This is a genomic window from Nonomuraea sp. MTCD27 (assembly GCF_041950495.1).
In the GTDB taxonomy this organism is placed as follows: domain Bacteria; phylum Actinomycetota; class Actinomycetes; order Streptosporangiales; family Streptosporangiaceae; genus Nonomuraea.
The window spans coordinates 50,898-70,376 of record NZ_JBGNUW010000005.1 but is presented as its reverse complement, the minus strand read 5'-3'; the positions used below and the strand labels follow the sequence as shown (position 1 = coordinate 70,376).

General features: G+C 71.3%; 17 protein-coding genes. 11 read left to right on the top strand and 6 right to left on the bottom strand.

Annotated features, from left to right (window positions below):
- Positions 1–30: 30 nt before the first annotated feature.
- Positions 31–1,050 carry an NADPH:quinone reductase gene (locus ACBJ59_RS16085; RefSeq protein ID WP_375111018.1) on the top strand — a complete coding sequence of 340 codons (1,020 nt, stop codon included), beginning with the start codon at positions 31–33 and terminating at the stop codon, positions 1,048–1,050.
- Between the two features lie 161 nt (positions 1,051–1,211).
- Here the strand turns inward: ACBJ59_RS16085 and ACBJ59_RS16080 are convergent, their stop codons facing one another.
- Entirely contained in the window at positions 1,212–1,958 is a 747-nt protein-coding gene (locus ACBJ59_RS16080) for a phosphotransferase family protein (RefSeq protein ID WP_375111017.1), read from the bottom strand.
- Positions 1,959–2,216: 258 nt separating this feature from the next.
- Between ACBJ59_RS16080 and ACBJ59_RS16075 the strand changes: the two genes are divergently transcribed.
- From ACBJ59_RS16075 to ACBJ59_RS16060, 4 genes are all read left to right on the top strand, one after another.
- Positions 2,217–2,663: a Clp protease N-terminal domain-containing protein gene (locus ACBJ59_RS16075; RefSeq protein ID WP_375111015.1), complete on the top strand. Its 447-nt coding sequence runs from the start codon at positions 2,217–2,219 to the stop codon at positions 2,661–2,663.
- A gap of 732 nt (positions 2,664–3,395) precedes the next feature.
- Complete coding sequence (locus tag ACBJ59_RS16070; protein WP_375111513.1) at positions 3,396–4,625, top strand: serine hydrolase domain-containing protein; 1,230 nt, start codon at positions 3,396–3,398, stop codon at positions 4,623–4,625.
- Between the two features lie 140 nt (positions 4,626–4,765).
- Complete coding sequence (locus ACBJ59_RS16065) at positions 4,766–5,173, top strand: hypothetical protein (RefSeq protein ID WP_375111014.1); 408 nt, start codon at positions 4,766–4,768, stop codon at positions 5,171–5,173.
- Between the two features lie 263 nt (positions 5,174–5,436).
- Positions 5,437–5,907, top strand: coding sequence for a hypothetical protein (locus ACBJ59_RS16060; RefSeq protein ID WP_375111012.1), 471 nt, complete (start codon positions 5,437–5,439; stop codon positions 5,905–5,907).
- 624 nt (positions 5,908–6,531) lie between these two features.
- Here the strand turns inward: ACBJ59_RS16060 and ACBJ59_RS16055 are convergent.
- Together ACBJ59_RS16055 and ACBJ59_RS16050 are read right to left on the bottom strand one after the other, a co-directional pair.
- Positions 6,532–8,025 carry an SLC13 family permease gene (locus ACBJ59_RS16055; protein ID WP_375111011.1) on the bottom strand — a complete coding sequence of 498 codons (1,494 nt, stop codon included), beginning with the start codon at positions 8,023–8,025 and terminating at the stop codon, positions 6,532–6,534.
- 18 nt (positions 8,026–8,043) lie between these two features.
- A complete protein-coding gene (locus ACBJ59_RS16050) occupies positions 8,044–9,231 on the bottom strand; it encodes a CaiB/BaiF CoA transferase family protein (protein ID WP_375111009.1) in 1,188 nt (395 codons plus the stop codon).
- Between the two features lie 110 nt (positions 9,232–9,341).
- On the opposite strand from ACBJ59_RS16050, the gene ACBJ59_RS16045 reads away from it, so the two are divergent.
- Entirely contained in the window at positions 9,342–10,238 is an 897-nt protein-coding gene (locus tag ACBJ59_RS16045; protein WP_375111008.1) for a LysR family transcriptional regulator, read from the top strand.
- On the opposite strand, the gene ACBJ59_RS16040 is transcribed toward ACBJ59_RS16045, so the two are convergent.
- Complete coding sequence (locus ACBJ59_RS16040) at positions 10,231–11,610, bottom strand: tannase/feruloyl esterase family alpha/beta hydrolase (protein ID WP_375111007.1); 1,380 nt, start codon at positions 11,608–11,610, stop codon at positions 10,231–10,233. The genes ACBJ59_RS16045 and ACBJ59_RS16040 overlap by 8 nt on opposite strands.
- A gap of 300 nt (positions 11,611–11,910) precedes the next feature.
- On the opposite strand from ACBJ59_RS16040, the gene ACBJ59_RS16035 reads away from it, so the two are divergent.
- From ACBJ59_RS16035 to ACBJ59_RS16015, 5 genes are read left to right on the top strand one after another with little or no spacing between them, the layout of a single operon-like run.
- A complete protein-coding gene (locus ACBJ59_RS16035) occupies positions 11,911–12,708 on the top strand; it encodes an ABC transporter ATP-binding protein (protein WP_375111006.1) in 798 nt (265 codons plus the stop codon).
- Complete coding sequence (locus ACBJ59_RS16030; RefSeq protein ID WP_375111005.1) at positions 12,695–13,408, top strand: ABC transporter ATP-binding protein; 714 nt, start codon at positions 12,695–12,697, stop codon at positions 13,406–13,408. The genes ACBJ59_RS16035 and ACBJ59_RS16030 overlap by 14 nt, the downstream gene beginning before the upstream one ends.
- Before the next feature lie 59 nt (positions 13,409–13,467).
- Positions 13,468–14,709: an ABC transporter substrate-binding protein gene (locus ACBJ59_RS16025; RefSeq protein WP_375111004.1), complete on the top strand. Its 1,242-nt coding sequence runs from the start codon at positions 13,468–13,470 to the stop codon at positions 14,707–14,709.
- A 9-nt stretch (positions 14,710–14,718) separates the two neighbouring features.
- Positions 14,719–15,582: a branched-chain amino acid ABC transporter permease gene (locus tag ACBJ59_RS16020; RefSeq protein WP_375111003.1), complete on the top strand. Its 864-nt coding sequence runs from the start codon at positions 14,719–14,721 to the stop codon at positions 15,580–15,582.
- Positions 15,579–16,628 (top strand): branched-chain amino acid ABC transporter permease, encoded by a 1,050-nt coding sequence (locus ACBJ59_RS16015; protein WP_375111002.1) that lies wholly within the window; start codon positions 15,579–15,581, stop codon positions 16,626–16,628. Before ACBJ59_RS16020 ends, ACBJ59_RS16015 begins: the two co-directional genes overlap by 4 nt.
- On the opposite strand, the gene ACBJ59_RS16010 is transcribed toward ACBJ59_RS16015, so the two are convergent.
- Both ACBJ59_RS16010 and ACBJ59_RS16005 read right to left on the bottom strand, forming a co-directional pair.
- Entirely contained in the window at positions 16,540–18,501 is a 1,962-nt protein-coding gene (locus ACBJ59_RS16010; RefSeq protein WP_375111000.1) for a helix-turn-helix domain-containing protein, read from the bottom strand. The two genes, ACBJ59_RS16015 and ACBJ59_RS16010, sit on opposite strands and share 89 nt — an antisense overlap.
- 263 nt (positions 18,502–18,764) lie before the next feature.
- Positions 18,765–19,427, bottom strand: coding sequence for a TetR/AcrR family transcriptional regulator (locus ACBJ59_RS16005; protein WP_375110998.1), 663 nt, complete (start codon positions 19,425–19,427; stop codon positions 18,765–18,767).
- Positions 19,428–19,479: the final 52 nt, after the last annotated feature.

Genomic DNA, 19,479 nt, shown 5'->3' with positions numbered 1-19,479 from the left:
CCCCGCTCCACCAGGCCAAAAGGACGGATCATGAAGGCCATCATCTACCGCGACAACGGCGCCCCCGACGTTCTCCAGCTTGTCGACCGTGACCTGCCCGCGCCCGGCCCCGGCGAGGTCCGGGTCCGGGTCGCCGTCTCCGGGGTCAATCCAACCGACTGGCAGGCCCGCTCCGGCGCCTCCCATCCCAAGCACTTCCCCGAGGTCACCCCGCACCTCGACGGCGCCGGCACGATCGACGCCGTCGGTGAGGGGATCGACCGGAGCCGGGTCGGTCAGCGGGTCTGGCTGTTCATGGCCGCCGCCGGGCGGCCCACCGGTACTGCCGCCGAGTTCACCGTCGTGCCCGCCGAACAGGCCGTGCCGCTGCCCGACGAGGCCGGCTTCGACGTCGGCGCCTCACTCGGCGTCCCCGCGCTCACCGCTCACCGCGCGCTCACGGTCGCCGAGGACGGCCCGGGCCGGCTGCGGCCCGGGGCGCTCGACGGCAAAGTGGTGCTCGCCGCGGGCGGGGCCGGAGCGGTCGGGCACGCGGTGATCCAGCTCGCCCGATGGGCCGGCGCCACCGTGATCAGCACCATCAGCAGCCCGGGGAAAGCCCGGCTGGCCACCGCCGCCGGGGCCCATCACGTGATCAACTATCGCGAGGGCGACCCGGCCGCTGAGATCCGCAGGATCGCCCCGCATGGCGTCGACATCGTCGCCGAGGTGGCGCTGGGCGCGAACCTCGCACTCGACCTCGCCGTGCTGCGGACGCGCGGCACGATCTCGACCTACGCCAACGACGGCGGCAAGCCGGTCGAACTGGACGTGCTCCAGAACATGGTGCTGAACACACGCTTGCAGTTCCTGGTGCTCTACACGGTCGGTCCGGAGGCGCGCGCCGCGGCCGTCGAGGACGTCGCCGCCGCCGTCCGCGCCGGCGCGCTGCCGGTCGGCGAGGAGCACGGCCTGCCGCTGATCCGCTTTCCGCTCGAGCGCACCGCCGACGCGCATCGCGCGGTGGAGAGCGGCGCGGTCGGCAAGGTCGTGGTGGACGTCACGTCGTAGCGTCCGGTCGGCCACCGTACGAACGCCGCGGCCGTCCTGGGGACTCTGCGCGCGCCGAAGGGAGCAGTGGTCGCGGACGTGCTCGGTGCGTGCTCGTACGCTCCGCCAACCCGGCGCAGTCGCTGGTCCTCGGCTGAGGCGCCCGTCGGGCTCGTGCAGCCTCACATCCGGGCTCTCAGCACGTCGACCTCGCAGCCGGGCAGGAACGGGTCGAAGCCGTGCTCGACCAGCCAGCGGATCGCCAGCAGGCTTCGCAACGACCACCACGCGCGGATCACGTCGAGGTCGACGTGGGTGCCGTAGCCGGCGACGACGTCGCCAAGGTGCTCCTCGTGACCGAGCGTCAAGATGGCGAGATCGTGCAGGGCGTCGCCCTGGGCCGCCTCGGACCAGTCGATCACGCCGGTGATCTCGTCACCGTCGACGAACACGTGGCTGACCTGAAGGTCGCCGTGCGTGAACACCGGTGTCCACGGCCGGAGCGCGGCCTCGGCAATCCGGCGGTTGCGCGTGACCAGGTCGGTGGGAAGGACGCCGTTCGTAATGAGCCACTCGCATTCGCCGTCGAGGCGCGATGCGATCTCGTCGATGCTCCGACCGGGCCATGGCGGCAGCGGCGCGTCGTGCAGCATCCGTGCGGCGGCACCCGCCGCGGCCCACGCCGCCGGCGACGCGATCGACGGCTTGCCGAGGCGGCCGAGCGCCGTCCCTCGGAGGGCGGCGAGCGCGAGCACGGGCGGCTTCCGCCACAGGACCTCCGGTGTCGGGACCGGCGCCATGGCCATCGCCTCGACCTCGACGTCGGTGCGCGTCTGATCAGCGTCGACCTTCAGGAACACGTCGCCGACGCGCAGGGTCGCGCACTCGTGATGGGCGACGACGACCTCGACCTGCTTCACGTCGGCCATTATCGCGGGAGCGACCAATGACGTCGCCTGGTTTATCGCGTGCGCCCGCGCGGCTGACCGCGTCCCGCTGCCCACCGACCGCTGAGCCCGATCGCGGATCACCCGGCTCGATCCCGAACACCGGCGCCAACACTCGGTCACCGGCAGCTCCACCCGCGAGCAACAGCGAACTTTGATCATTTGTCGGTCGCTCCCTAGCATGCGTATCGATGAAACCAAGTCATCGGCCTGACCAACTGCTTTGCGAGGAGCTGCGGGATGTTCCATAAGTTGACCGACCGGGCGCGGCGTGTGGTCGTCCTGTCCCAGGACGAGGCCAGGATGCTCAACCACGACTACATCGGTACCGAGCATGTTCTCCTCGGTCTGATCCGCGAGGATGGGGGCGTGGGCGCCACGGTTCTCAAGAACCTGGGCCTGAGCCTTGACGGCGTTCGCCGTCAGGTTGAGGAGAGCCAGGGCCGAGGCCAGACCGCTGCGTCGGGGCACCTTCCGTTCACCCCGTCGGCCGGCGAAGTCCTCCAGTCGGCGGACCAGGAGTCCTTGCAGCGCGGCCTCGACTACATCGGGACCGAGCACCTCCTGCTCGGGCTCGTCCGCGATCGTGCGAGTGCGGCGGCCCAGGTGCTGGTCACGCTCGGGGCCGACCTCGACCATGTCGCGCGGGCCACAGACGAGCTCGTCCAGCAGTACGTGGCCAAATAGGCGCTCGGAAGTGTCAGCTCCGGAATCGATCAGAAGTTCACTGATGTGAGGCGGCTGCCGCCACGTCGGTCGGCGGTACCCCCCGGTTGAGGGACCGATGGCGCGAGGGAATCGCCGACCATTCCCAGCAGCCTTCGAGGCGCGCGGCACCGCAACGTGGGGGTCGACGTGGACGGCCCGCGCGATCTCGCTGCAGGTGCGGGCCGGTGACCGTTCAGGGCCGGTCCGGGTGGGCCCGGGGAAGACGACGACCGGCCTGACCACCTCCACGGGGCCGATGTGTCGAGTGAGCCTGAACCCGGGCGAGCGCGAGCCCGGATGAGGTTGCTCTCGACGGCTGTGCACCAGATCAGCGCCCATCGCGCCGGAGGGGCGCCGCGCATGGACGGATGCGATGTCAGGCCGGGTGAAGTAGCGGGCGGCGCGCGCACGCGCGGGCGCCTCTTCCTCGGCCCCCGGATCCGAGCCGACAGCAGCGCCGCCCCCATACCCCGGCAACGTCATCGCCCGCAGGGGTCGTGTCAGCGGCGGTGTCAGGACGGCGACAGCCCGGTATCAGAGCGTTCGGCGATGGTTGACCCCATGCAAGGCCCACCGCTCCCGGCCTCGGGTCGCGAACCGGGCCACGCCGAGCTCACCCCCGGCCCGCACGCGCCGCTCATGGACACCCATGAACGGCGCACCGGGACGCGGTTTTCGCAAGATCGAACACTGTCGGCAAGGAGATTCATGATGGAACACAGCGACAGCGGCTTCTCCGCAGCGGGGCTGCGCAGGCTGCGTGAGGTGCTGGCGCGGCATGTCGAGTCCGGGAAGATCCCCGGGCTGGTCGCCCTGGTCAGCCGGGGCGGCCGGACGCACGTCGAGGCGCTCGGCACGATGCGGCACGACGGTGGCGCGCCGATGCGCCGGGACACGATCTTCCGGATGGCCTCCACGTCCAAGCCGCTGTCGATGGCGGCGGCGATGGTGTTGCTGGACGAGTGCCGGCTGCGGCTGGACGACGTGGTGGATGCGTGGCTGCCGGAACTGGCCAACCGTCAGGTGCTGACGCGGCCCGACGCCCCGCTGGACGACACCGCGCCGGCGCGCCGGCCGATCACCGTACGGGATGTGCTGGCCTCCACCTTCGGGCTCGGCATGGACATGACATCGCTGGGCACCCCGATCATGAACGCGATCTTCGAGCAGAACCTCACTCCCTCGGGACCGGAGCCGCAGCCCGGGCCGGACGAGTGGATCCGCCGCCTGGGCGAGCTGCCGCTGCAGTACCAGCCCGGGGAGCGCTGGCAGTACCACCTCAGCAACGACCTGGTAGGCGTGCTGGTGGCCCGGGTCACCGGCCAGTCGTTCGAGGAGTTCCTGCGCGAGCGCATCTTCGAGCCCCTCGGTATGAAGGACACCGGCTTCCACGTGCCCGCTGACAAGATCGACCGGCTGCCCACCCTGTACGCGCCCGACCCGGCCACCGGCGAGTTCCTGGTCTGGGACGAGGCCAAGGGCGGACGCTGGAGCCGGCCGCCGGCGTTCCAGGGCGGCGGTGGCGGGCTGGTCTCCACGGCCGACGACTACCACGCCTACTTCCGGATGCTGCTCAACGGCGGCACCCACCAGGGCAGGCGGATCCTGTCCCGGTCCGCCGTCGAGCTGATGACCACCAACCGGCTCACGCCCGAGCAGCAGGCCGCCCGCCACGCCATGGCCACCGACAACGTGCACATCTCCTTCGGCCAGGGCCAGCACGGCGGCTGGGGCTACGGCATGGCGGTCCGCACCTACCGCGGCGACTACGCCCCCATCGGCCAGTTCGGCTGGGACGGCGGCAGCGGCACCTCGGCCTACGCCGACCCGGCCAACCAGCTCACCGGCATCCTGCTCTGCCAGCTCGGCTACACCGTGCCGAACCCGGCGCACCTGATGAACGACTTCTGGACCACTCTCTACCAGGCCATCGACGACTGACTCCGGTGGGCCGCCGAGGGCGGGACTCCCTCGGCGACCCCCGCCTCAGCCATCCAGACACCCCTGGCACCCACCAGGACCGCGTTCCACCCCTCATCCGATCCATCGAACGTCAGAACACGATCAAGGAGCACACGACCATGTCCGTCACCCTCACCGACCAGGACAAGCTCACCCTGCGCACCGCCGCGTACGGCGCCGTCACGCTGATGTCCGCCGCCGATGCCGCCGGCTCGCCCCACAAGGCCGCCACCGAGGGCTCCATCGCCCTGTCCTCCGCGACCGGGCTGGTCGGGCACGTGCTCGCCACGTACCCCAAGGAACTGAAGCTGGACAGCAAGTCCGTAGCCGCCATCGCCGACCAGGTGTTGCCGGCCCTGACCGCGGCCATGGCCCTGCTCAAGGAGCAGGCCCCGGAAGAGGCCGACAACTTCCGCCGCACCGTCCTCGTCGCCGTCGAAGCGTCCGCCCGCACCCACCAGGGCCGGCCAAGGCCCACCGTGACGGACATGAGCCGCAAGATCACCGAAGCGCTCGACGCCGCTTGACGGGATGCCGGCCGGCGCGGCTTTCGCTGGAGGGTGGCCTGCGCCGGGCGCAGGTCACCTTTTTGGGATCAGCCGCTTAACGCATCTTCCCGCGCCAGGACCTCATTGTCCTGGTGAGATCTGATCCGAATGACTTTCGAGGCGGGGTACACGTGAGCGGCGGCGGAAAAAAGATCGTAAGGCCGCGAACCTTCCTTCCCCTGGCGCTATCCAACCCAAATGTACAAGGAACATAAAAACAGACTCCGGAAGGGCATCCACAGATGCGATCGAAGCTGACCACCCTGTTCCTCGCCACACTCACCGCCGGCAGTTGCGTCCTCGCCGGCGCCTCGCCTGCCTCGGCCACGTCGTCCTACGGCAAAAGCAAATGGATCAACTCGGAGAGCGGCTGGCAGCACGCGGGCGTGTACGTCGAGCCAGGCGACATGGTACGGATCCACTACGTCACCGGCCGGTGGACGGTCGACTACCGCAAGTTCCCCTACGTGTCCTCGGCCGGCTACGCCAGGCACATCGACCGCAGGATCTACCAGGGGTGCAAGATCCTCAACAGGCACCCGTACGGCTCGATGATCGCGAAGATCAACGGCGCCCACTACAAGGTCGGCAGGAGTGCTTTGATCCAGGCGCGCCAGGCAGGCTTCCTCGAGCTGCGCGTCAACGACGCCGACGGTTGCCTGCGCGACAACGACGGCTCCGTCCGCGTGAAGATCACGGTCGCCGACTACTGAGCCGTGTCTCCCGGAAGATCGCGATGAGCAGGGCCGCAAGCCGATCGGATCCTCCTGGTTGAGCGGCAGGAAATCCAACTGTTGGTCGACTCGATCTTGCGCGTGCTCGGTCGGAGCGCCGGCCCGGGTTCAGCTCGACGGCAGGTGAGGAGCGACCAGGTGGGCGGCCGAACCATTCGCCGCCTGGGGCAGGGGGGCAGGGCGTCGTTTACGAGGCTTACGACCGCGACGGCGCCCGGCCGTACATCGTCAGTGAGGGACGGGGTGACTTGACGAGCACCGAGTAGGAGCGGCGTAAGCCGCCGTCGGGGCGGGCACTGGAACGACCTGTACCGATTTAAATCTCGTCGTGAACTGCGGTGAACGCCATGGCTCCTACGCTGACTCAAATGAGTGCTCAAAGCGCTTGAGAAAGCCCGGGAAAGATGTAGGCACGCTTGCCGTATCGGATTGCCACGCCCGGAAGTTCTTGAGCCGGTCGATGCTCGATTTGCGAAGTTGCTTTTTATTCGCCGTCCAATAACGGCGCTTTACGTAAGGGCGGTTTCCCTGACGGGCGCGTACGTCGCCTGGGGCCGATTGCACCGTCTGAAGGCCGTACGCCTGCCTTCTGTCCCTGCCGGTTCACCACCAGCCGAAGGCGGCCCAGGTCAGGACGGGGGCGACGACGATCGAGATCAGGCCGTAGATGAGCAACTGGCGGAACAGGCGGGATCTGGCCGAGGGCTCGGCGGCGCCGAGGATGAGGCCGCCGGTGATGCCGAGCGGGTTGAGGTCGACCAGCACCGAGGCCAGGGCCAGGGCGAGCACGCCGCCGACCGGGGAGACGCCGGCGGCCACCAGTGGCGGCAGGAGGGGCATGACGGTCGCGAACACCGCGATGGAACTGGCGGCGAAGGAGGTGATGCCGGCGACGTAGCACAGCACCAGCAGGCTGAGCAGCGGCGAGCCCGCCACCCCGAGGAGCTCGCTGATCTGCTTGAACGCGCCCAGGTGCTGCATCAGGCCCACGTAGGTCAGCAGGCCGCCGATCAGCAGGACCACGTTCCACGGGATCCTGGACACGATGGCGCCGAGCGGCAGCCGGAAGGCCAGTTGCAGGATCAGCGCCGCGGTCAGGCCGAGATAGCCGACGTTCATGTCGAAGCCGACGGACAGGATGACGACGGCGGCCATGCAGAGCAGCGTGAAGGCGCGTGCTCCGGGGCGCTGCGCCCCTGCCGCGGGCGCGGCCGGGTCGGCCCGGTCGGACGAGTCGGCGAGGTCGGCCGTTGCCGTCCTGGCACCGACGGTGCTGGCGGTGCCGGCGGTGGCGTCGGACGCGGGAACGGGGTCGGACGCGGGAACGGGGTCGGAGGCGGGTGCGGGGTCGGGGGCGGAAGCCGGGCTGAACGCGGGGGCGGGGCCGGGGCTGAACGCGGGTGTGGGGTCGGAGGCGGGGCTGGCTGGTGCGGTGGTGCTGGACGGGGGTGCCGGGGAATCGGCCGGGGTGGCGGCGCGGCCGCGAGGGATGCCGCCGTTCAACCGACCGACGGCCAGGCAGCCCGCGCACACGACCAGCCCGGCGAGCAGCCCGCCGACCAGGAAGGTCACCGGGGCCGAGCCGGGCAGGCCGAGGTCGAGCTTGGTGCCCAGCTCGCGGGCGGTGACGCCGTAGACGGCGAGCGGCGAGAGCAGCCCGCTGATGATACCGGTGACGCCCAGGACGGCGGCGATCATGGGGGAGATCCGGTACCGGGCGGCGAAGCCGAGGGCGATGGGGGAGACGATGGCGGTCGCGGCCGCGGGCAGGGTGCCGGCCGCGGTCAGTACGGCGCCGATGGCGAACGGCGCCAGGGCGATCAGGACGAGCCGGCCGCCGGCCAGCCGGAGCAGCAGGTCGAGTAGCCAGTCGAGGGTCCCGTTGAGCTGGGCGACGGCGAACAGGGCCGTCACCCCGACGATGAGCACGAAGAAGTCGGCCGGGAAGAACGCCGTCACGTCGTTCGTCGGGACGCCGGCGGCGAGCCCGAGCAGGAACGCCGCCGCCAGGGCGCCGAGGCCGAGGTCGAAGCCGGGGATCAGGGTCGCCGCGAGCAGGACGGCCAGCACGATGATGGACAGGGTTGCCATGGTCATGAGCACGCTCTTTCCGGGTCAGACCACTCCTCGGTGGCGCAGGTCATGGATCTCCGGCTCGGCGAGCCCGGCGAGGTCCCGCAGTACGTCGGCGGTGTGCTCGCCGAGGGCCGGCGCGGCACCGCCGATCGTGGCGTCGAACCCGGAGAAGCGCCCGGCCGGAGCCTGCATGAGCCGTGGGCGGCCGGTCCTGCCGTCCGGCACCTCCACCACCGAGCCGCGGGCGCGGATGTGCGGGTCGGCGCAGATGTCGGCCGCCGAGTTCACCGGCCCGGCGGCCACTCCGGCGTCGTGGAGCAGCGACATCAGCGGTTCGAGGTCGTGTGCCGCGACGAAGGCGGCGACCCGCGCCTCGATCTCCTCGCGGTGCTCCAGCCGGGCGGTCATGGAGTCGTGGACGGCGAGGTCGCCCGCGTCCATCACCTTGACCAGGCGGCGCCACATCTGCTCGGTGGAGGCGGGCAGGGCCAGCCAGCGGCCGTCGCGGGTGCGGTAGAGGTCGTTGGGGCTGATGTGCGGGTTGCGGTTGCCCTGGCGCTCGCGGGTCTCGCCGGACGCGCCGTACTCGACGATGAAGTCCTCCATCATCCGCAGCAACGGCTCGTAGAGGGGGATGTCGGCCAGCTGGGCCTGTCCGGTGCGGTCTCGCTGGCGCAGCGCGAGCATGGCCGCGAAGGCGGCGTAGATGCCGGTGACACCGTCGGCCACGGGATAGCCGGCGAACACCGGCGGCCCCTCGGGGGTGCCGGTGCGGTGGGTGAGGCCCGCGAAGGCCTCCGCGACGCGGGCGAAGCCGGGGCGGTCGGCGTAGGGGCCGGTGCGGCCGAACGCGCTCACCTGGATCATCACCAGATCCGGCCGGTACGCCCGCAGGTCGTCGAAGTCGATGCGGAACCGGCGCAACGTCGCCGGGCGGAAGTTGGTCACCACGATGTCCACGGCCGCGGCCAGCCGGCCGACCAGCTGGGCCGCCTCGGCGTGGTGCAGGTCGATGGTGACGCTCCGCTTGCCGCGGCCGATCATCGACCAGGCGGCCGACTCGCCGTCCTCCAGCGGCGGGTAGTGGCGCGCCGGGTCACCCGTGACTGGATGCTCGACCTTGATCACCTCGGCGCCGAACTCGCCGAGCAGCGCGGACGCCAGGGGCCCGGCCAGGATCGTCGACACGTCCAGGACTCGCACACCGCTGAGCGGGCGGTCAGACACTTGGTATTCCTTTCACCTCGACACCACCGGTCACGATTCCGCGCCGTCGGAGCGACGGGAAGACGTGGAAGCAGTTCACAGGTGAAAGGTTCTGCCTTTATGGTGGCGCGATGCGGGTGGAACGGGCGCGGTACTTTCTGGCCTCGGTCGAGGCGGGTTCGCTGCGTGGGGCGGCGGCCCGGTGCGGTGTCAGCCAGCCCACCGTCGGGCAGCAGATCGCGCTGCTGGAGGAGGAGCTCGACGTCGTCCTGCTCACCCGCAGCCGGCACGGCGTGCGCCCGACACCGGCGGGCCAGGCCCTGATCGAGCCGCTGCGCCGGCTGGTGGCGGCCGAGGAGGCGGTGCGCGAGTCGGCGATGGAGTCGAGCGGCGCGTATCGGGGGCGGGTGCAGATCGGCGGCGTCACGGTGACCGTGGAGACCATCATCGCGCCGGTCGTGGGCCGGTTGCGCCAATATCATCCCGGGCTGCGGTTCGCGGTCCGGGAAGGGGCGTCGGCCGCCATCGAGGCCGCCGTGCTCGACGGCGCGCTGGACTTCGGGGTGGTGACCATGCCGTCGAGCCCGGCCGCGCCGGGGCTGCGCCGGATACCGCTCATCTCCGCCCCCGTCGGGGCGTACGCGCGTACGGACCATCCACTGGCCGGGCGGGACCACATCCAGTGGCGTGATCTCGAGACCTGGCCGATCGTCACCATGCGGGCGGGCACGGTGCTGTGGGAGACGCTGCACCGGCACGTGGCGGCCCCCGACGTCGTCGTGCAGGCCATGTCGGCGCGGACCGTCAAGGTGATGGTCGGCCAAGGTGCCGGGGTCGGCATCCTCGCCCGGTTCGACACCTCGGCCGACATCGCCGATGTGGTCTGGCTTCCCTTGTCCGACGCGGACCCCGTCCACCTGTGCCTGACGCAGCGTCAGGACAGCCGGCCCTCGCCGTCCGCACTCATCGTCCGGCGGCTCATCCGCGCCCGGGCCGGCGAGCTGGCCGGCGGTGCGGCCGTCAGCTGATGGCGCAGGTGTTGGCCACGTCGCCGGCGGTCTGGCGGGGGATCGTGGCACTGGGCGGGGGCTGCTGCCCGGACGACCAGCGTTCGAGGGCCTCGAACGCCGTGCGCATGCAGGGGAGCAGGGGCCGCATCCGGTCAGGGAACATGTCGTATTCGAGGTCGAGGTGGGAGGCGCCCTCGATCCGGTAGTAGCGGTGCCGCGCGGCCATCCCCTGCGCACGCACCGACGCGGCGTACGCGTCGCCGTGGACCTTGATCGGCAGCAGGGTGTCCAGCGTCCCCTGCACGGTGATCAGCGGCTTGCCGATGCGGCCGGTGTGCGAGGCCCGCCGCACCGCCTGGTGCACGCTCTTCGGGCGCGCGTAGTAGTCGTAGTCGGCGTCGCAGCCGGGCGTGCCGCTCTGGCAGTACGGGATGCCCGCGTCCAGGTCGCCGTCGAAGTCCGGGTCGACCTCCTCGCGGTACCGGCGCTGCGTGCCGTCCCAGAGGATGCGGTAGTTGAAGTCCCACAGGAACTCCGAGCCGGGGGCGAAGCCGGCCCGGAGCATCGCGGCGTGCGCCTCCCGGTCGCCGGTCGCGGCGTACTTGGGGTACTCGCGCAGCGCCACCGGCAGGTAGGTCAGCGCGTTCGGCCGGTTGTCCGGCGGCCAGAACGTGCCTTCCGAGTCGACGCCGCCGTCGTACAGCTCGGGGTGGTTCTCCAGCGCCCAGCGCACCAGCTGGCCGCCGTTGGAGATGCCCATCGCGTACGTCTTGTGGAGCTTCCTGCCGTAGTGGCGGGCGACGGTCGTCCTGGCGGCGACGGTGACCTGGGTCATCCGGTGGTACCACTCGAGGATGGCGTCGCCCGGCCGCCTGCCGTCCCTGTAGAACTGCAGGTCGACGTTGCCCTTGTCGGTCGAGGCGTAGGCGTAGCCCTTGGCCAGCACCCAGTCGGAGATGGTGAAGTCGTTGGCGTACTGGCGGCGGTTCCCCGGCGCCCCGGCGATCACCAGGCCGCCGTTCCATTTCTCGGGGAGCCGGATCACGAACTGGGAGTCGTGGTTCCAGCCGTGGGTGGGGTTGGCGGTGGAGGTGTCCTGGAAGTAGCCGTCGATCTGGATCCCCGGCACGCCGCTCGGGTTGCGGGTGGCCGCCGAGTGCAGCCCCGCCCAGTCGGCCGGATCGGTGTGCCCTGAGGCGGACGTGCCGGCGGTGGTCAGATCGTCCAGGCAGGCGGCGACCTGGTGCTGCGCGCCCGGTACGTGGATCTTGCCGATGCGGGCGCAGCGGGCGTCCGCCGGCGCGGCTGAGGCCACCGGCGCCAGGGGGAAGGCCAGGAGTGACGCCAGCAGGGCCGAGAGGACAGCGGATCTGCGAAGAAGAAGGGGCATGTGCGACTCCCATCGGTCAGGCCGTGGTGGACGCCATGGTGATCGACGGCGTCCGGCACGGCGACGTATGCGCTCGCCACTGTTCGCCGGCGACCTGTGGACACGACATCCACCGCTTTCCAGCCGACGAGTCTTCCGGCCCGGCCCGAAGCGTCATGGGGACGTCCGATCGCGGATTCGGTGTGTGCCATCGCATATCGGGCCGCCGGAATGTGGAGGCACGTCACCTGGTCCGCCGTCCGGGCCGCCACCTAGCGTTCACGGTGTCCCGGGTCACCTTGTGATGCGTGAGGAGGGTGCATGGGAGGAGGTCCCACGGCAGGCCCGCACGATGCCGGATCCGTCCCCGTCCTGCGGGCGCGGGGGCTGGTCAGGGAGTTCCGCGGCTTCCGGGCCGTGGACGGCGTCGACCTGGACGTGGCCGAGGGCAGCGTGCACGCTCTGGTAGGACCCAACGGCGCCGGCAAGACCACCCTGTTCAACCTGCTCACGGGCTTCCTGAGACCGACCGCCGGCAGCGTCGTGATCGACGGCCGGAGGGAGCTGGTCGGGCGCAGCCCCGAGGCGATCAGCCGTCTGGGCCTGGCGCGCTCGTTCCAGATCACCAGCCTGTTCGCCGAGCTGACCCCGCTCCAGCACGTGGAGCTGGCGCTGGCGAGCCCGACCGGTCTGGGCTGGCGGTTCTGGCGCTCTGACCGGGCGCTGGCCCACTTCACCGCGCCCGCCGCGGAACTTCTCGCCCGGGTCGGGCTGGCCGGCCACGGTGACGTGCCGGCGGGCTCGCTGTCGTACGGGCGCAAGCGGGCGCTGGAGCTGGCGCTCGCCCTGGCGCTGGACCCCAGGGTGCTGCTGCTCGACGAGCCGACGGCCGGGATGGGCGCGGAGGACGTGGAGCGCACCATCGAGCTCGTACGCGCGATCCGCGCGGGCCGCACCGTGGTCATGGTCGAGCACAACATGAACGTGGTCGCCAGCCTCGCCGACCGGGTGACCGTGCTGCAGCACGGCAAGGTGCTGGTCGAGGGGCGCTACGCCGAGATCCGCCGCGACCCCCGCGTCATCACCGCCTACCTGGGGGACTCCGATGTTGCGCGTTGACGGGCTGTCCGCCTGGTACGGCGAGGCGCAGGCGCTGCGCGAGGTGTCGATGCGGGTCGACGAGGGCGAGATCGTCACGCTGGTCGGCCGCAACGGCGCGGGCAAGACCACGCTGCTGCGCTGCCTGATGGGCCTGCACGGCGCGTACGGCAGAACCGCGGGCACGATCTCCCTGTCCGACGGCGACATCACCGGGCTCCCCCCGCACGCCAGGGCCCGCCGCGGGCTCGGTTACGTTCCGGACGACCGCGGCATCTTCGCCACCCTGTCGGTGGAGGAGAACCTCACGCTCGCGCCGGTGGGGAAGGCCGGAGGCGGCCCTGAGCCGTGGTCGCTGGAGCGCGTGTACGAGACGTTCCCGCACCTGAAGGAGCGGCGCCGGTCGCCGGGGACGACGCTGTCGGGCGGCGAGCAGCAGATGCTCGTGCTCGCCCGGGTGCTGCGGACGGGCGCCCGGCTGCTGCTGTGCGACGAGCCCACCGAGGGCCTGTCGCCGCTGTTCGTCCAGCGGATCGGCGAGATCCTGCGCGAGGTGCGGGCGGCGGGGACGACGGTGCTGCTGGTGGAGCAGAACGTGCACTTCGCCGCCGCCGTCGCCGACCGCCACTACCTGCTCGCCGAGGGGCGGATCGTCGAATCGCTGGACCGCGACCAGGTACGCGAACGCGAGCACCAACTGCTCGAATACCTCGGAATCTGACGACCGCCACCCCCAGCGACAGAACGGCCGAGCGCCCCGGGAACAGAGGAGATGCCGTAATGAGAATCACGGGCTGGAGCGGCGGGCTGGCCGCCGCGGGGCTGCTGCTGGCCGGATGCGGGGGCGGGCCGGGCGGCGGCGGGGGAGCGATCAGTGACGGCGGGGTGGTGCTGGCCGTGCTGAACGACCAGTCGGGCATCTACGCCGACACCTCGGGCCGCAGCACGGTCGAGGCCGTCAGGATGGCGGTGGACGACTACCGGGCCAAGTACGGCGACAAGGCGGTGGCCAAGAAGGTCGAGGTGGTGGCCGCCGACCACCAGAACAAGCCCGAGATCGCCAACTCCAAGGCGCAGGAGCTCTACGACCGCGAGCACGCCGACGTGATCCTGGACGTGCCCACCTCGTCCGCCGCGCTCGCCGTCGCAACCGTCGCCAAGAACAAGAAGAAGGTGTTCATCGACGTCGGCGCCGCCAGCACCGAGCTGGAGGGCAAGGCGTGCAACAAGTACACCTTCCACTACGGCTACAACAGCTACATGCTGGCCCACGGCACCGGCACGGAGGTGACCAGGTCCGGCGCCAGCAACTGGTACATCGTCTACCCCGACTACGCGTTCGGGCAGGACATGAACAAGACCTTCAGCACGGCGATCCAGGCGGCCGGCGGCGCGGTGGTCGAGGCCGACCCGACCCCGTTCCCCAACGACAACTTCTCCACGTTCCTGCTCAAGGCGCCCGGCCTCGATCCCAAACCGCAGGTGCTCGGCACCATGCACGCCGGCGGTGACCTGGTCAACCTGGTGAAGCAGTACAACGAGTACAAGCTGCGCGACAAGGGCGTGCAGCTCGCGCTCGGGCTGCTGGCGCTCAGCGACATCCACTCGCTCGGGCCCGACGCCCTGGCCGGCACCCGCTACACCACCATGTGGTCCTGGAACTTCGACGAGCAGACCCGGGCCTGGGCCGACAGGTTCCAGGCGAAGACGGGCAAGCGGCCGACCTCCAACATGGCCGCCAACTACTCGGCCGGCCTGCAGTACCTGGAGGCCGTGCAGCGCGCCGGCACCGACAACTCCGACAAGGTGGTCGCGCAGCTGGAGGGCCACGCGGTCGAGGACATGTTCGTCCGCAACGGCACCATCCGCGCCCAGGACCACCTGCTGCTGCACGACGCGTACCTGGCGCAGGTCAAGCCGTCCAGCGAGGTCAAGGAGCCGTACGACTACGAGAAGGTCCTCAAGACGATCCCGGCCGCGGAGGCGTTCCAGCCGCAGCCCGACCCGGCGTGCAGGCTGTAGGCGGCCGGAGTGCTCCAGCAAGCGTTCAACGGACTGGTGGGCGGGGCGTTCTACGCCCTGCTCGCCCTCGGCCTGGCCGTCATCTTCGGCATGCTCGGCGTGGTCAACCTCGCCCACGGCGCGTTCTACATGCTCGGCGCCTTCGGGGCGTTCATCGCGCTCGACGCGTTCGACCTGAACTTCTGGGTGTCACTGGCGCTGGTCCCGATGCTGCTGGGCGTGGCGGGCGCCGTCCTGGAGCGGCTGTTCGTCCGGCGGCTGACGCCGCTCGACCCGCTCTACAACTTCCTGTTCACCTTCGGGCTGGCGCTGATCCTGCAGGACCTGGTGCGGCGGGAGTACGGGGTCAACTCCCAGCCCTACCCCCGGCCGCCCGAGCTGGCCGGCACGGTCGACCTCGGGCTGTTCACCTACCCGGCCTACCAGGTGTTCGTGCTGGCGGTGTCGGTCCTGATGTGCGTCGCGGTGTGGGTGGTGCTCACCCGGACCCGGATCGGGATGATCGTCAGAGCCGCGACCGAGCGGCCCGAGCTGACCCGGGCGCTGGGCATCGACGTCGGCCGCTGGGTGACCCCGGTGTTCGGCTTCGGGATCGCGCTGGCCGCGTTCGCCGGGGTGCTGGCCGCGCCGATGCGCGCGGTCAACCCGCTGATGGGCGCCGACCTGATCATCACCGTCTTCGCCGTGGTGGTGATCGGGGGCCTTGGCTCGGTGTTCGGCTCGGTCGCCGCGGGGTTCGCCGTCGGGCTGGTGTCGGCGCTGGGCAACCTGTACGTGCCCGCGCTCTCCCAGATCACGGTGTTCATCCTGATGGCCGCCGTGCTGCTGTGGCGCCCGGCCGGGCTGTTCGGACGTGAGGAGGCGTACCGGTGATCTTGTCCAGGCTGGCCCGCTCGGGTCGGGGCGGGATCGTGCTCCTGGTGCTCGGGCTCCTCGCCGCCCTCGTGCTGCCGTGGCTGGTCTACCCGCCGGTCGCGCTGGACATCGCCTGCTGGGCGCTGTTCGCCGCGGCGGTGGACCTGCTGCTGGGTTTCACCGGCCTGCTGTCGTTCGGGCACGCCGCGTTCTGGGGCGGGTCGGCGTACTGCACCGGCCTGATCGTGCTGCACGGCGGGGTGCCGTTCCCTGTCGCGATCGTCGGCGGCGCGGTGTTCGCGGCGCTGCTGGCGCTGCCGATCGGCCTGCTGTCGGTACGGCTGACCGGGATCTACTTCGCGATGGTCACCCTGGCCTTCGCCCAGATGATCTATTTCGTGGCCAACCAGTGGCGGGACGTCACCGGCGGGGAGAACGGGCTGCAGGGCATCCCCCGCGAGCTGTTCGGCCTCGACCTGTCCGACCCGTTCTTCTTCTACTACGCGGGCCTGCCGTTCGTGCTGGCCGGGCTGTTCGCCGCCTGGCGGATCGTCCGCTCGCCGTTCGGCCGGGTGCTGGTGTCGATCCGGGACAACCCGGCCCGCGCGCGTGCCCTCGGCTACCCCGTCGAGCGCTACCGGCTGCTGGCCTTCGTCCTGTCCGCCGCGCTGTCCGGGACGGCCGGGGGCGTCTTCGCCATCGGCCACGGCTTCGCCTCGCTCGACGGGCTCTACTGGACCACCTCCGGGCAGGTCGTGATGATGGTCATCCTCGGCGGCATCGGCACGCTGTGGGGCGGGGCCATCGGCGCCGGCCTGGTCGTCCAGCTCCAGGACTTCCTGGCGACCGCCGGGTTCGAGGGGATCGGGATCGTCACGGGCACGATCTTCATCGTGATCGTGCTGCTGTTCCGCCGCGGCATCTGGGGAACGGCCCGCCACCTGGCGGCCTCCCGGCGCGCGGCGCGTCCGCCGCTCAGCCCCGCAGACGGTGCAGGCGGAGAGCCAGCTGGATCTCCAGAGCACGCTCGGGCTCCTGCCAGTCCGCACCCAGCAGGCGACTGACGCGATGCAGCCGCTGGTGGACGGTGTTGATGTGCACGTGCAGGCGCTCGGCGGTCCTGGACGGCCCGCACCTGCTGCTGAAGTACGTCTCCAGCGTCCTGACCAGGGACGTGCCGCGGCGGGCGTCGTAGTCGAGCACCGGGCCCAGCGTCGAGTCCAGGAAACCGCGGGCGTCGCGGTGGGTGCCGATCAGCAGGCCGACGAATCCGAGCTCGCGGGCGTCGGCGCCGTCGTCCAGCCGGTCGAGGGCCAGCAGCGTGTCGGCGCAGCGCCGCGCCTCCCGGTGCGCGGCGGGGACCCCGGTGAGATCGCGGGTGAGATCGCGGATCGGCCCGGCCGCGCCGACGGTCACGGGCGCCGCCAGCGCCGCGCCCAGCTCCTTGGCGACCCGGCGCGCGGTCTCGCCCGGCACGTCCCCCGGCAGCAGCAGGACGATCTCCTCACCGCGGGCCGCCGCCAGCCCGTGTGCCGCCGCCGCGTGCGAGGCCGCCCAGAACGCGGCACGCCCGCGATGCCTGGGCGAGGCGTACCGGGCCGACAGCACCACGTAAGGGGCATCCGCCTCCAGATTCGCCCGGCGCATCCGCGCCTCCAGCGCCGCGGATCCGTCCGCCCTGCCGTCCGCCCTGCCGTCCGCCCTGCCGTCCACCCTGCCGTCCGCTCTGCCGTCCAGCAGGTCGTCCAGCAGCTCGCCCTGCACTCGTGCCTCGGCCTCGGCCGCGCTGGACCGCAGCAGCAACAGCAGCGCGGTGACCAGCGCGGCGCGTTCCAGGATGCGCCGGTCGGCGTCGCCGAGCTCCGCCGCGGTGCGTAACACCAGCGTGCCGAGCACCTCGCCGGGGGTCGCGACCGGCGAGATCCACAGGTCGCCGTGCCGGGTCGTGCCGCCCCGGTTGTGGACGGCACCGGCGACGGCCATGACGGCGGAGATCTCGTCCTCGGCGAGCGGCACCTGGTCGCCCGACGTGGCCAGGCAGCGGCCGTCCGCGTCAAGGACGTGCAGCGTTCCGCCCAGCACCTCGGTGACCACCGCGGCCACGTCACCGGCGTCCCCGCCCCTGACGACCAGGGCGGTCATCCGGTCGTGCGCCTGGGCGGCCCGCTCGATCGCCGCGCCGCGCGCCCGGATCCGCCCGTTGACCGCGTCCAGTTCCTCCAGCGCCGTGCGGGTCCGAGCCAGCAGCCGCGCGTTGTCGACGGCCAGGGCCGCGTGCGCCGCCAGCGAGCCCAGCAGCACCGCCTTCTCCGGGGCGAACGGCCGCTCGCTGCGGTTGGCCGCGTACAGCACGCCGATCACCCGGCTGCCCAGCCGCATCGGCACGCCCAGGATCGACACCAGCGCCTCCTCGGCCACCGCCGCGTCGATGTGGGCGCGGTGCCGGAACTGCGGGTCCGCCGCGTAGTGGTCGGTGCTGTACGGCATCGCCGTCTGCGCCACCAGCCCGCCCAGCCCGTCGCCCAGCGGGATCCGCAGCCGCCGGAAGGCCGCCGAGATCGATCCGTCGGTCATCCGCATGCGGGTCTCGCCGCGCTCGTCGTCGTTCAGCGTCACGTACGCGATGTCGGCGTTCAGCAGCCGCCGGGCCCGGCGCACGACCGCCTCCAGGATCGCGTCCAGGTCGCGGAGCGCGGCCAGGTCGCCGGCCAGGTCGAACAGCGCGGTCAGCTCGGCCTCGCGGCGGGCCTGCCGCCGCATGCCGGCGCTCACCCGCAGCGCCGCGAGCTTGGCGGCCTCCAGCTGCGCCAGCGTCTCGGGTGCCGCGCCCGCCGCGCGGGCCGAGACCACCGGCTCCTCGAACTCGACGGGCGCGGCCTCGCGGGCCAGCAGATCGAGGAAGACGTTGCACGATGTGAGGGGTGATCGCACGGTCATCGGTGCATCCGTCCATGTGCGGTGGGTCGGCGCTCCTGCGGTTCGGGGCGCGGGCACGGCATGGTCACGCATGCGGACGAGGAACGGCAGGCCGTCCGCATGAGGTGGTGGTCAGGTCCTGCGTCAGGGCATGCAATGGGGCCTCCAGAGCACAACGGGCAGGGGTCTGATCGGAGTCCGCCGAGGTTACTAAGCGCATAGTCAGGCTGTGAGCGGTCGCTTGTCAACCGGTGACGGGGCTCGGACTGCCCGCCCGCCGCGTCCTAGACGGGGGCGAGCAGCTTCAGCGCGAGGTCGGCGTAGAACTCGCCGAGCTGCTCGGGGGAGTCGGGACCATCGAGCCGGTACCAGCGCACCAGGTCGATGGTCAGCGACAACATCGCGCGCGTGACCCGCTTGACGTCGACCTTCGCGAACGCCCCGTCGGCCACCCCGCGCGCGACCGCGCCCCTGAAGTACCCGTTGGTCTGGTGGCGCAGCTCCACGATCTCGCCGTAGTGCTCGGGCGTGAGACCGTTCAGCTCCATCTGGCAGACCCGCGCGGTCACGTGGTGGCGGGCGTGCCACACGGTGTACGCCGAGACGATGGCGCGCAGCCGCTCCGCCGAACCGTCCAGGGCCAGGATGGACGGATCGCGGACATGCGCCAGCACCCGCTCATGGCCGGCCCGGATGATCTCGAACAGGACCAGTTCCTTCGACGGGAAGTGGACGTAGAGGGCGGCCGGGCTGAGCCCGACGCACTCGGCGATGTCGCGCGTGGTCGTGGCGTGGAATCCGTTCGCGGCGAAGCAGCGGACCGCCGACGACAGCAGCCGGCGCTGCACCTCCCCCAGGTCCTCTCTCCACAGATCGGGAGAGTGGTCCCGCAGCCGGGAATCGTCCGCCAGGTCCTGCGCGGTGAATCGGGCCTGCCGTCGGGCCATCCGCGATCCTCGCCCCCTCCGACTCCGAGTGCGTGGTCTCGATGCCGCCCGC

Coding starts and splice junctions, on each gene's coding strand:
- ACBJ59_RS16085 (WP_375111018.1), top strand. CDS start 31: ATGAAGGCCATCATCTACCGCGACAACGGCGCCCCCGACGTTCTCCAG.
- ACBJ59_RS16080 (WP_375111017.1), bottom strand. CDS start 1,958: ATGGCCGACGTGAAGCAGGTCGAGGTCGTCGTCGCCCATCACGAGTGC.
- ACBJ59_RS16075 (WP_375111015.1), top strand. CDS start 2,217: ATGTTCCATAAGTTGACCGACCGGGCGCGGCGTGTGGTCGTCCTGTCC.
- ACBJ59_RS16070 (WP_375111513.1), top strand. CDS start 3,396: ATGGAACACAGCGACAGCGGCTTCTCCGCAGCGGGGCTGCGCAGGCTG.
- ACBJ59_RS16065 (WP_375111014.1), top strand. CDS start 4,766: ATGTCCGTCACCCTCACCGACCAGGACAAGCTCACCCTGCGCACCGCC.
- ACBJ59_RS16060 (WP_375111012.1), top strand. CDS start 5,437: ATGCGATCGAAGCTGACCACCCTGTTCCTCGCCACACTCACCGCCGGC.
- ACBJ59_RS16055 (WP_375111011.1), bottom strand. CDS start 8,025: ATGACCATGGCAACCCTGTCCATCATCGTGCTGGCCGTCCTGCTCGCG.
- ACBJ59_RS16045 (WP_375111008.1), top strand. CDS start 9,342: ATGCGGGTGGAACGGGCGCGGTACTTTCTGGCCTCGGTCGAGGCGGGT.
- ACBJ59_RS16040 (WP_375111007.1), bottom strand. CDS start 11,610: ATGCCCCTTCTTCTTCGCAGATCCGCTGTCCTCTCGGCCCTGCTGGCG.
- ACBJ59_RS16035 (WP_375111006.1), top strand. CDS start 11,911: ATGGGAGGAGGTCCCACGGCAGGCCCGCACGATGCCGGATCCGTCCCC.
- ACBJ59_RS16030 (WP_375111005.1), top strand. CDS start 12,695: ATGTTGCGCGTTGACGGGCTGTCCGCCTGGTACGGCGAGGCGCAGGCG.
- ACBJ59_RS16025 (WP_375111004.1), top strand. CDS start 13,468: ATGAGAATCACGGGCTGGAGCGGCGGGCTGGCCGCCGCGGGGCTGCTG.
- ACBJ59_RS16010 (WP_375111000.1), bottom strand. CDS start 18,501: ATGACCGTGCGATCACCCCTCACATCGTGCAACGTCTTCCTCGATCTG.
- ACBJ59_RS16005 (WP_375110998.1), bottom strand. CDS start 19,427: ATGGCCCGACGGCAGGCCCGATTCACCGCGCAGGACCTGGCGGACGAT.